The sequence below is a fragment of the Allomuricauda ruestringensis DSM 13258 genome, assembly GCF_000224085.1.
GTDB classification, from domain to species: domain Bacteria; phylum Bacteroidota; class Bacteroidia; order Flavobacteriales; family Flavobacteriaceae; genus Flagellimonas; species Flagellimonas ruestringensis.
The window spans coordinates 2,569,757-2,582,175 of record NC_015945.1 but is presented as its reverse complement, the minus strand read 5'-3'; the positions used below and the strand labels follow the sequence as shown (position 1 = coordinate 2,582,175).

The following is a 12,419-nucleotide window of genomic DNA, read 5'->3' as shown; positions in this document are numbered from 1 at the left end:
GACAAACGCCGTTTTGATTCATACATCTGACAATCAATGTCTTATGTTTTGTAATATTATTCTTGTTAACCTGTGCCCCTGTAAAATAAAGTATAGTCCTTTACATGAAATGCTTCTTAATTTTTGATCAGCAGAATGAAGTGCACATCACGGCAAGATATTTCTTGAACACGACGACATGATAAATAGAAAATTGAGATTGGACCTAGCCTCTGCTGTTACCTATATCAATAGACATTAATTAAATGCCACCAATTACGGACTTTATTGGGCCTAGGTTAAATGTACTTAAACGGATTGCTGATTCAGGAAGTTTGAATTGTTGCCAATGGGAATGGTCAGGTTTTCATTGACACTTACTTTTTGGTCGTCAAGGACTTTATTTTCACCACTTCTAAGTTTCTTATTGGCAAGGACTCCATTTTTGTTTAAGTCGATCAATGTTAACCCATATTGTGACGAATCCAAATCCTTGGTAATCAGATTGACCAAATAAACGGTTTCGCTCTTATTTAGAATTTTGTCAATAAACTCCATATATTCATCATTGTTGTTCCTGAGTAAATCTTCATGTATATACCAGGAATCAATTTTAGTAATATATTTATCACTAAACCGTTTTACAAAATGTTCGCTGTTCAATACCAAAAATTGGTCGTTCCCTCCGTTTCTTTCTTCGAGCAGGGAAATCATGGATTTTAGTTTTTTAACTTCCAAGGCATTGTTGTAGATCAGTATAGAAGAATTTTGAACTTGTTTTGAAATTTTTAGGGTAAAGAATTTATAAAGATACCTAGAGATTGCAAGGGCACTAAAGCTCAATATACTGTGAACAATAATAATTGATAGCGGTACCATTAAATCCTTTTCCATAAACAGCTTGCCATTTACGACCACTAGGACTATTGTTAAAATATTGGCTAGACAAATGGCATTGAAAATGCTATATACTTCACGTACAGTATTATATTTCACATATCCTTTGTAAATACCTATAAAAAGAAAAATAAAAGACGTAAGCGCTACAATAATTGGCAATTGGATCAACATTCCATGATTCCAAATATCAGGAAGGATAAGGGAGCACAGAAAGTACGATAGCACAAAAGATATACTGGTCAGTAATATATCAATTAGAAAAACTAATCGTACGGGGAACATTTTATTGATGCGAAGATTGTTCTTGGTCATAACAAAATGAATGATGGTTTTAATCAAATTTAAGACTAAAAAATCCTGAAGGGGAACTCTCGGATTTCTTTTCGTCCAACTTCAAAAAAATCGGGTGTTCGTATATGAATCTTGAAAAATGAACGTTTGTTAAATAGGATTTTTATCCCTTGGTGCTTAGGCGTACATTTGAATTGAGCTCTAATAGCATATAGAAAATTATGAGTACAAAACCTCTACTGAATACCTTAGAAAGAAAATCTATTCTGTTTTTAGGTGATTTGACATTGATCGGGATCTCTCTAAGAAACTTTGTTTTAAGGGCCGTTGATTACCAGAATGAAGACCCCCTTTTTTATCAAATAACGATTGTTGCCATTGGGGTGGCCATTTACTTTGTTTTGGCATATATTTTTGAAACTTACAACCTGGAGAAGGTTCCCAAATCCATCACCTATTCCATTATAAGGATATTCACCATCACTTTTTTGTTCACTATTTCCATAGTGGGGGTTACCACATTTTTCTTTGCTTTTGCGTATTGGCAATTATATTTATTGGTATTCATAATTTTCTGCCCTATCCAGTTATCGTTATGGCGTTTGCTCTTCAATTATATTTTCAAATTTGTCCCTACGACCAAACGGGTCCTCTACATCTACGATGAAACGACCAAGGATAGTTTGGAAAAAAACCTTGACTATATCAACGGAGATGATAACGAAACCTACTATAAAGTTGTTTCCACTTATTTAAATTCCGAGGACAGCGATCCCATCAGTGAAAACAAGCTTATTGAAAAAAGTATAGATTCGTGCATTATCAATACAAGGAGTTACAACCATTTTTCCAAACAAATGGAAAATATGCTGGTAAATTCATTGTTGTCGGGAAAAGAAGTACTCACCTATACTTCGTTCTATGAAAGTACCTATGAGGCACTTCCCATAGATTCCCACAATGATAGCCTTTACGAAATTCTGCAATTGAGCAATAATAAAATTCATTATTTACAGGGCATTGCCAACTTTGCGTTCAATTTCTTCCTAACCTTGGTTTCGGGAATCGCTTTCTTACTTTCCATACCATTTGTATTTCTATTGAATATTTTTTTCAATCCCGGACCACTCTTTTACACCCAATTGAGGGTGGGCAAACATGGAAAGGAATACAAAGTTTTTAAGTTTAGGTCCATGGTTGTCGATGCGGAGAAAAAAGGGGCTAAAATGGCCACCAAAAACGATGCTAGGGTTACCAAATTTGGAAAGGTTTTGCGAAAATTTAGGGTGGACGAACTGCCACAGGTCTGGTCCATTATCCGTGGGGACATGTCTTTTATTGGGCCCAGACCCGAAAGAAAAGTGTTTGTGGACAAATTAAACAAGGTCACTCCTTTTTATAACGTAAGACACCTTGTAAAACCAGGCATCTCCGGTTGGGCACAGGTTAAATATAAATATGGTGAAAATCTGGAGGACTCCATTAGAAAATTGGAGTACGACCTTTATTACATTAAGAATAAATCCGTAGTTCTTGATTTACGCATCATTTTTAAGACGCTTTCGACCATTTTGTTTTCGAGGGGCGTATAAAGCAGCATGGTCAACTTTCCAAAGTGCTTGGATTAAAATACAAATCATTCTTACGATTAATATAAGCTTGGGTGTGAATTAAGATAAATTGCCATTTTAAGTGCCTTAGATGATTACAAATACAGTCAGGTCAACAAATTTACAGCCTTAAAAACTATCAGCCGTTTGCTGTACTAAAAACACCTTCAGTTTAATGGGGAAAATCAAGACTTTCTCCAGAAGGCTCAATATTTGGTTCCTTGCCCCAATTGGAATGAATGGTGGTTAGCTGATTGTTTGTTCAATAAAAAAGGCCTCGAAACCGAGGCCTACTTATTATCTTTTAGTTCGTATTACTTTAATTGGAAACCAAGAACTTAATTCCTATCGGGTCGCCGTCACTCAATTCAAGGGTAGCATAATAAAGTCCGCTACGGAGGGTATCTATCGGAATCCTATATGCACCCTCACCATTATAAACCTGCATTGGGTCAAACGATGCGATAAGCCTACCCATGGAATCGTGCAAATGAATACTGGTCACCACTACGTCGTCGTGTGGAAGCTGGCTTAATTGAATACTTGCATAATCTTCATTAATCGGAACTGGATTCGGAGCTACGCTAGCGGTGGTCTCAGAATCTTCAACAACTTCGATGTCAACGGTAGCTGTATCCGTCAATCCTTCTCCATCAGTTACTGTTAGTTGGGCTGTATAGTTGCCAACCTCGTTGTAAGTATGGATTGGATCGGCATCCGTAGAACTGTTACCGTCACCAAAGTCCCAAGCATAACTGACTATCTCAACATCATCGGTTGAATTGCTTCCTATAAAGCTAACTTCTAAGGGGGCCTCTCCACTTTCCGATTCAGGCGACACAACCGCTACCGGTGCTTCGTTGCTGCCAGGTTCGGCAACCACGATCTGTATGGTTACAGAATCCGACAATCCAGCTTCATCGGTCACGGTCAAGGTGGCATCGTAGGTCCCTGCATTTTCGAATGTCAGCATTGGATTCATTTGATTTGACGTTCTGCCGTCACTAAATTCCCAGAAATAGGTATCGATGCCAGCATCGTCTGTTGATGCCTCACCATTAAAAATAACCGCCAATGGTGCTTGTCCCTGTGTTGGGTTGGCGGAAGCAACTGCCTCAGGTGCTTGGTTTCCGCCTTCTTCGGTAACAACTATGTTCACAGTTGCCGTGTCTGTCAACCCTTCACCATCGGTCACTGTCAATGTTGCTGTATATGTGTCCGGTGTGTTGTATGTATGTATCGGATTGATTTCTGTTGATGAATTCCCATCGCCAAAATCCCACGCATAGCTTTCAACTCCAACATCGTCTAGAGAGTTGCCTCCCATAAAGCTCACTTCCAGCGGTGCATTACCGCTATCCGGTGTTGCGGAGATCACTGCCTCAGGTGCTTGTGTTACCACGATCTGTATGGTCGTTGAATCCGACAATCCAGCTTCATCGGTCACGGTCAAGGTGGCATCGTAAGTCCCTGCATTTTCGAATGTCAGTGTTGGATTCATTTGATCCGACGTTCTGCCGTCACTGAATTCCCAGAAATAGGTATCAATACCAACATCGTCGCTTGATCCTCCTGCGTTAAATGTAACAGGGAGTGGCGCTTCACCCTCGGTTGGATTTGCGGTTGCCACCGCCTCTGGGGCTTCATTGCCTCCAACTTGCGTTACTTGTATAAGTACAGATGCAGTAGCCGTAGCTCCTTCATTATCTGTTACCGTAAGCTCAGCAGTATAGTTGCCCGGGTCTGTATATGTATGTATTGGGTCCGCATCAGTTGAGTTTGAGCCATCTCCAAAGTCCCATGTATAGGTGTCAATTGCAATATTATCGGTAGACCCACTTCCTGTGAAGGATACTTCCAATGGTGCTTCACCAGCGTCGGGAGTAGCTACCACAACGGCCACAGGATTTTGATTTGTTACCGTAATGGTAAGGGTATCGGTTCCTGTTAAACCGCCCCCGTCGGTTACGGTCAACACCACATCATAAACCCCTGTTGTGTTAAAGGTATACGTTGGATTTTGTTCTGTTGATATACCTCCATCGCCAAAGTCCCAAGCGTAGGTAATTATACCCACATCATCTGAAGAACCGCTTCCTGTAAAATCAACTTGCAAGGGCGCCGTTCCAGATTCTTGAGAGGCCAAAGCTTCTGCTATAGGAGCATCATTGGGCTGGTTTACCGTAATGTCAACCTCAGCTGTATCAGCAAGTCCTTCAATATCGGTAACGGTAAGTACCGTAGTATATATGCCTGGGTTTAAATATGAATACGTAGGATCGGCCTCTGTAGAAGTGCCGCCATCACCAAAATCCCATGAATAACTTTCAATCACTCCTAAATCATCGGTTGATGCGCTTCCCGTAAAAATTACTTCCAAAGGCGCTTCACCATCTACAACATTAGCAGATGCGACTGCTGTAGGTGGTATTCCTGTGCCCGTAACCTCAATGGTGATACTTTTTGTATCTGTACCCCCATCTGCATCTTCAACTGTTAAATCCACAGTATAGGTTCCTATCTCCGTGAACTCATAGGAAGGGTCGGGCGCTATAGATGTAGCTCCGGTGCCGTCGTTAAAACTCCAAAGGTAACTGGTCACTCCTACATTATCCAAAGAATTGCTTCCGGTAAAGTTTACTGTTAAAGGAACAACACCCGTAGTAACATCAGCCTGCGGAACCGCTATTAAATCTCCGGATGCACCAATGTACCATAGGAAATCGATGGTTTCATTACCTGCCGGGTCGCCATTATCGGTAACTGTTACCGATACACTGTATGGGCTATCAACAGCAGCCCCATCACCATAGATATCATCTCCTTGTTGGGATTCGGGGCCATCTAAAGTAGCAATGGGCTCTCCTGTACTGACCAAATCAATATGTGCCAATGCAAATCTATCCAACTTATGTCCCGCAGAACGCTCTGAGGCTTGAATTGTATATATCCCTGCACTTGGAAAATATGCATACACAGGAAAACCATTGTTATCAATTGTTTGCCCATCCCACTTATTACTTTCGGGACCTGTTCTCCATAGCTTGAAAAAACCGTTGACTCCAGGATTTAAACTTCCAAAATCTGGTCTACCTTCCGAGTTTCCGCCCGGATAATATATGGTTTTACTGGAACCACCGCCACCAATAATATTTTCAAACTCTGAGGTACTGGTCAAATCACCGCCTTGCACTGTGAAAAAATGGACATCAGTAGTATTATCGATTTTAAACCAAATATCGTTTTCTTCCGTAGGGTCTGTTCCACTAAAATCCGATTTCATATGAAAACGGTAAACTCCTGGATTATCAATTTGGAATTCATACGAAACAGTTTGTCCATTAGTGTTGCCAATATGATTGGTAGTTGTTACCAAATAAGTGGTTTCAGATTCAGTCAAAATATCAAAACCTCCCGAGGTATCATCAAAATCCGTTTCTGCCTCAATAATCAAAAGCCCATTATCTTCTTGGAAGACATTACTTCCCCCACTTATAAACCCATCATCAATGGTACCGGAAATAACCCCGGTATTTTCATTAATGGTCAAGTTTGGTGGTAATCCAATAGCACTATACGAAGTTACATTGGGACTGGTGGCCTCGACCTGAAGCGAAACATCATCCCCCTCATAATTATATTGATCTCCCGGGTTGGTCACACTAAAGGTTGCATTGGGATTGTTTGTCAACGCTATACTTGCCGTGTCTGAATTACCATAGTTAATGGTCAAAATTGCGGTCCTATCAGCGCCTGTTCCCGATAAAGTTACACTTAGGGTTCGGGTTTCATTTGGATTCATTAGCATGTTCTCCAGTTGCCCGGCGTCAATGCTAAAATCATCTGCATTGGCCCCGGAAATATCCATCGACTTTACAAATAAACCTACGTTACCATCAATTAAAGAAAGGTCGATGTCCACGGTCTCGCCATCTACAATAACCACAGTACTTGGAACTGATAGGGTACTGGCCACGCTCGGTGTTCCAACAGGGCTGTCCTGTCCCAAATATTCCATGTTTTTTTGGTTTCCCCCGCCCCTACTTGGAGCTCCGGCCAAAATATGTACCCCTGGACCGGAAACTATGGCCTGTGTTCCATGTCTCTCATAATTCATATCGGGTAGTCGTTTCCAAGATTGCGAAACGGGATCGTACTCCTCTGTTATTTTCAATGCATCATCGGTTTCAACACCATATACTACTTCATCTTGAACTTCTCCACCAATAACAACCAATTTATTGTTGAAATTTACAGCTGACGCACCTCCCCTTGGTGTTGGAATATCTTGTCCGCTGGGTAGCGTACTCCATGTTCCTGCTACAAAATCGTAAACATCCACTTGTGGTATGGTTGGTTTCCAAGCGCTCACCCCACCTGATTGCCTACCGGCAGCCACATACAATTTGTTTCCTATCAGAACAGCTGCAAAGTGGTCTCTAGCTTCGGGGGCATCTGCCAAAGATGTCCAAGTACCCGTTGCCGGATCATATTCATCAAACCATGCTACATAACCTCCTGCGTGACCGTCCGTGTTACCTCCAACAATATAAAATTTGTCATTGTATACTACCAATCCCGTAGACCCACGTCTTCTGCTTTCTGGAATTTCCGGTCCTTGTATCCATTCTTGGCTTACAGGATCAAACATCCATATGTAGTCTGCTGGAACTTCGTTTGGAAAGTTATTTGTTTTGAACGCCCCAATTACCCAAATTAAGCCTTTGTATTCTGTTGCTTGAAAGTGATTGAATTCAAAGGGAGCCGAATCCGCTAACGAAGTCCATGTATTACTGGTATAATCATAAATATCTATGGTCTGAGCAAACTCGCGCCCTCCCATGAGATAAAATTTATCCCCAGCCTGTACAAATGATGTTTCGTGTCGTGCTATATAGTTTTCGTTCTCATTTTTATCGTTCCACAGGTATTGTGAATCTATCGTCCACGTAAACACTTGGCTTGATGGTGCAGATAAAGGTTTCATCGCCGTTACCACAACGGTATGAACACCATCGTTATTGGGCCCTCCATTAGCTGCGGCCACTGTTATGGTTCCTGAAATCTCACCTGTTGAAGGGTTAATGGAAACTCCATCTGGGTGACCGGACATATAATAGGTAACATCCTCGCCAGGGTCTCCTCCCGTTGCCGATGCCGTTATGTTTACACTATTAATGATTTCGTTGGTTTGATCCGAAATATTGGCCAATGTAAGGGTCGGGTTGTTAGCATCTACCTTAAATATTTCTATGGCATTAACTAGAGGATTTTCTATAGCGCCATGATTGAACAAAATGTTCAATTCACCATCGGTTACTTCAACCGGATAGGTTAACATACCCCCTACCTGATGACCGAAACGATCGATCACATCAAAATCATCTTCCACAAGTGCTCCTTCAATAAGGATATCGAATATACGGTCGCCTACCTCACTAGCGCCATTATAAGCATTGGCAACATACAGGTTCACCATATAGTCTCCATTATCCAGTACTACGGTATATTCCATTTCAGGGGCACTGGATGGGTCATAACGGTCTTCTTCAAAAATTTCGGCAAAGGTTCCATTGTCCAGATAAGCTGGTATAGAACTGTCCCTATTGGCATAGGTCGTACCCACAAAATCGCTTGTGTTTCCTGTGTTGACCACATAATTCCCCCCAATTTGTTCTCCATTGGTGGCATTATCTTCCCATTTTGGACCAATGTCCGTAGGGCTTACTTGGTTCCCTCCTGCGTTGATCCGAACAGCGAATGTTTCTGTTACGGTCCAAGAAAAGTCGACGGAAACGGTATCACTTGTCAAACCATCACTGTCATCAACCGTTATGGTAACGCTGTAAGGGCTTCCCGAAGCAGCGGTTTCGTCTATTGTTCCACCAATTTGTCCATTGGTCGGTTCAATAACAAGTCCTGGAGGCAATCCTGTAGCGGAATATTGTAAATTTCCGTCACCTCCATAAGCTGATACACCAAGACCACCATTTAACTGTTCCCCAACATTACCAATTTGATCGGCAATAGGATGTACGTAGATGGGCGTGTCATTGTCGAAAGCATCCAAAATTTCTATGGCATTGATCAAAGGGTTTTCTGCCACGCCATGGAAGAAACTTATGTTCAGCGTTCCGTCGATTACTTTTAAAGTGTGGGTAACAACGGTCCCTGTTTGATGGCCATAAGTTGCGGAAAGATCAATATCATTCAAGAGCGGTAAAATAGTGCCTTCCAACCCAACGTCAAAAACACGTTCTCCAGGTTCTGAAGAAAGGTTGTAACTATTGCCCATATAAAGTCGGATTTCATAATTACCCGGTTCTGCCACAGGAAAGGCATAGGTTAAATTGGGCATACCACCTGTAGCGTCAAATCTTTCAGTAGCGTATATTTCCAATGGTGTGGTTGCTTGGTTTACCGAACCATCTACTGGCATAACTGATGATACAAACGCCTGATTTGTACCCGCTTCTAAAAGATATGGTGAGTTATTTCCCGGTTCGTCCGCTCCCCAAACCATTCCTCCATCAATGGCCGCCAGTTCGGGACCTCCTGCATTTACACGATATAAAACTACCGGAGCATCGCTAACGGTTACGTTAAAAGTATCCTCAATAAAAAACCCATCGTCATCAGTTGCTCGAACGGTAATGTCAGAAATAGCAGTGATGGAAGGGAAAGAAAGTGTCAACTCGTTTCCATTCATTGCAGTTCCTATGTTAGGATCAGAGTTATTAATCACAGCGTAGGTAAGGTTAGCATCTCCAAAGTCATCTGCAAAAAAGTTATTCAAATCAACAATTTCATCAGCAGAGTCAACAATCTTGGTGATGTCTGGAATCTCTTGAGATACCGTAGGTTCTTGCCCCACCACATTTAGAAAATCCCAGGTACCTTCCAATTCCACCCCCTCGGTATTGGAGGTTCCAATAAAACCAACGGCCAAATCTTGATTGGATTGCTGGATGGCATCAAGAATACTGCCTTGGGCTGTTAATGTTCCAGCAGTTATTCTACCCCCTCCATCAAATTCGAATTGCAAGGTCACCTCCCCGTTGGAAGGATCCACCATAAAATAGAATACAATTTCACTGCTAGGTCTATTTACTTCAGCTATTGGGATGTTGATCGGTGTCTGTGGCACATCGTTGATTTCCTGAAGCGCTGTGATGCCCGTTTCGGTAACCACCATTTTAATAAAGTTACTTTGGGTGCCATCGCCAATAAAATGGCCCAATTCACCTCCAACTGCAGCGGTATTTCCATAAATACGCAATGGGCCTACCAAATTTATCAAGTTTCCTATTACGGTGAACACCCCTGTGGATTGATCTACCTGTACCCCATATTGATACCCTTTTTCCTGTGTGTTGGTGCTTCCGTTAGCGGTACCTGAAGTCATGTGGGATGTCATAAGGCCTGGAGCTCCTCCCAATACATCATTGGAATTGGGATCGTTGGGGTCATCCCTTCTGTCCAACCAATTTAAATAGTTGGGATTTGGGTCTCCATTGTTCATTAGTCCGGTCATTCCCAAACCAAAGATCCCCCCCAAACCTTGTTGATCATTAAATAATCCATTGTAAATAGGAAGTTCAAATGCATCACTGCCACCAACAGTTGGGTCACCTAGTTGAAAAGGGTCATTTTGATCCAAAATACCATCATTATCGTCATCGTCATCATTAAGGTCAGACACGTATGGTGCACCTGCCGCCTTATCAAAATCCGCAGGTTGCGAACCTCCGTTACAGGGATCGGTTCCATTGTCCAGTTCGTCTTGGTTGGTATAGCCATCATTGTCAAAATCTGCCAATGGGTCACCTGCAGGATTATCACATTCAATAAAATCCTGTGGTTCAAAAACCACTATCTTTCCGTTCAATGTAGCAGCCCAAACAGTTCCTGGAAATATATCGAAATCACTATTACAAGTAACCCCTAGCGCATTTCCCCCAATACCAGAAAACTGATTAGGAAAAAAATTCTCCAAAGTACCATCTTCTTTTAATTCCACTCTCCGTAGAACTCCTGTGTTAACTCCAGCAATTAAATCGCCTTGCATGGCACCACCAAAATTACTTGCGGTATATTCATCGATACCGTTCGTATTTGTTCCCCAAATTACAATGGGCGCATCATCGGGACCATCTGGGTTTGGGTTTTCGGGATCTCTCCAATCACCCTCTACAGTATTTGAAGTTTGTACCGGAGGCCAGTTAGCTGGCAATGCAATACTAGGGTTTGCTGTGGAACCTGGTGTTGAAGTATCCGGATCATAAGTTGAAGTACGAAATACAGCACCATCAGTACCATTTTGGTTTGGCGCAGTATACAATCCTGCCCCATTGGGGTTTGCCCTTGTCGGATTAGGATGCCCCCCATAAAAACTTCCAAAGGTATACGTTTGAAGATTTGTGGTGATCAACTCCAAGTGATCCTTATTGTTTATTAGTTCCCCTCCTGAAGCCGATTGACTGCCCGGTTCATTTGCATCATACGCATTGGTTACGTTTACCGTGCCTTCATTTACAGGAAACCCTCCCCAACCGTCATTGGGTCCATTGTCTGTAGCGTATAAGGCACCACTTTCGGTTACTACAATATCATAAGCATTTCTAAAGCCTGGAGCAAGAATTTGAACGGGACCATCTGGAACTATCATTGCCTGATTCAACCCATCGTTTCCACCCCATGGGTCATTAACATCAACTCCATCATACCCTGGGGCATCAGGATCAGTAATTCCGTTAACATTCGCGCGCGTTGGGTCGTCCAAAGTTGGAAGATCATAAATATAATCGCGGTTGTTGCCATCGGTCTGTATGGGCAATGCATCAATTGCATCCAAGTCCACAGCTAAAACAGCTCCAGAAAGGGCATATTCACAAGTATGTACAAAATTAGTAGATGGCCCACCTCCGTTAGTGTGGCCTCCCTGAGCTACTATTAAATACTCTGTACCATCAATTGTAGCCAACTCCAAACCATTGGTGGCATGGTTCTCTTCGCTACGGGGCAATCCCCTTACCAAATCCACCACATCCCATGAAGTACCGTTCCAAGTAAATCTAGTAATAATACCAGAATTGGTATCTAAATTAACGTCTCCGTTACCTCCATTTTCTCCTGATCCTATGCGATGATCACTGGAAGACACATAAATGATTGGGTTTGAGGCGGTGCCCCCTACTGTCAATCCTGTGGTTTGCCTTTTGGAACAATCTACACCACCACTGCACAGCCCACCGTCATCATCATGGTTGACAATATTTGTAACGCCAGACAAAGATTCTACCCCAATGACTTCGTAATCGGTCGGGCCATTTCTTTGAACCGTGTACACTTTTATAGTTCCAGACCTTTTAGCAGCATATAACCTCCCATCCGGTCCAAACATCAGCGAAGTAAAGCCAGAAGAAACATCATCCCCGTTAAAATTCAACTCACTACCCTCTGTAAAATTGATTTGGGCATTAACTTCGGAATTGAATGGATTAAATAAAAAGAGTAGGGTTATAAAAGATACCCTAAGTGCATAAGAAAAGTAATTTTTTTTCATGGTATTGATATAGTTCATAGCAATTTGGCCAGAATTCTTTCTAACACTCAAAAATAATAGAATAGCCCCCCTCC

General features: G+C 42.0%; 3 protein-coding genes. 1 reads left to right on the top strand and 2 read right to left on the bottom strand.

Annotation, left to right across the window (positions count from 1 at the left end; all coding sequences use genetic code 11):
* Nucleotides 1–288 precede the first annotated feature (288 nt).
* Nucleotides 289–1,191, bottom strand: a complete 903-nt coding sequence (locus MURRU_RS11550; RefSeq protein WP_014033650.1) for a hypothetical protein — start codon at nt 1,189–1,191, stop codon at nt 289–291.
* Between the two features lie 200 nt (nt 1,192–1,391).
* Here MURRU_RS11550 and MURRU_RS11545 point away from each other — a divergent pair, with 200 nt between their 5' ends.
* The gene (locus MURRU_RS11545) at nt 1,392–2,762 is read left to right on the top strand and encodes an exopolysaccharide biosynthesis polyprenyl glycosylphosphotransferase (protein WP_014033649.1); all 1,371 of its coding nucleotides are present in this window, start codon (nt 1,392–1,394) and stop codon (nt 2,760–2,762) included.
* 337 nt (nt 2,763–3,099) lie between these two features.
* Here MURRU_RS11545 and MURRU_RS11540 read toward each other — a convergent pair whose 3' ends face one another.
* On the bottom strand, nt 3,100–12,345 hold the full coding sequence (locus tag MURRU_RS11540; RefSeq protein ID WP_148261506.1) for a PKD domain-containing protein: 9,246 nt from the start codon (nt 12,343–12,345) through the stop codon (nt 3,100–3,102).
* Between the last annotated feature and the right edge of the window lie 74 nt (nt 12,346–12,419).

Bases quoted from the DNA above. Each gene is read 5' to 3' on its own strand.
- MURRU_RS11550 (WP_014033650.1), bottom strand. From the start codon at position 1,191: ATGACCAAGAACAATCTTCGCATCAATAAAATGTTCCCCGTACGATTA.
- MURRU_RS11545 (WP_014033649.1), top strand. From the start codon at position 1,392: ATGAGTACAAAACCTCTACTGAATACCTTAGAAAGAAAATCTATTCTG.
- MURRU_RS11540 (WP_148261506.1), bottom strand. From the start codon at position 12,345: ATGAAAAAAAATTACTTTTCTTATGCACTTAGGGTATCTTTTATAACC.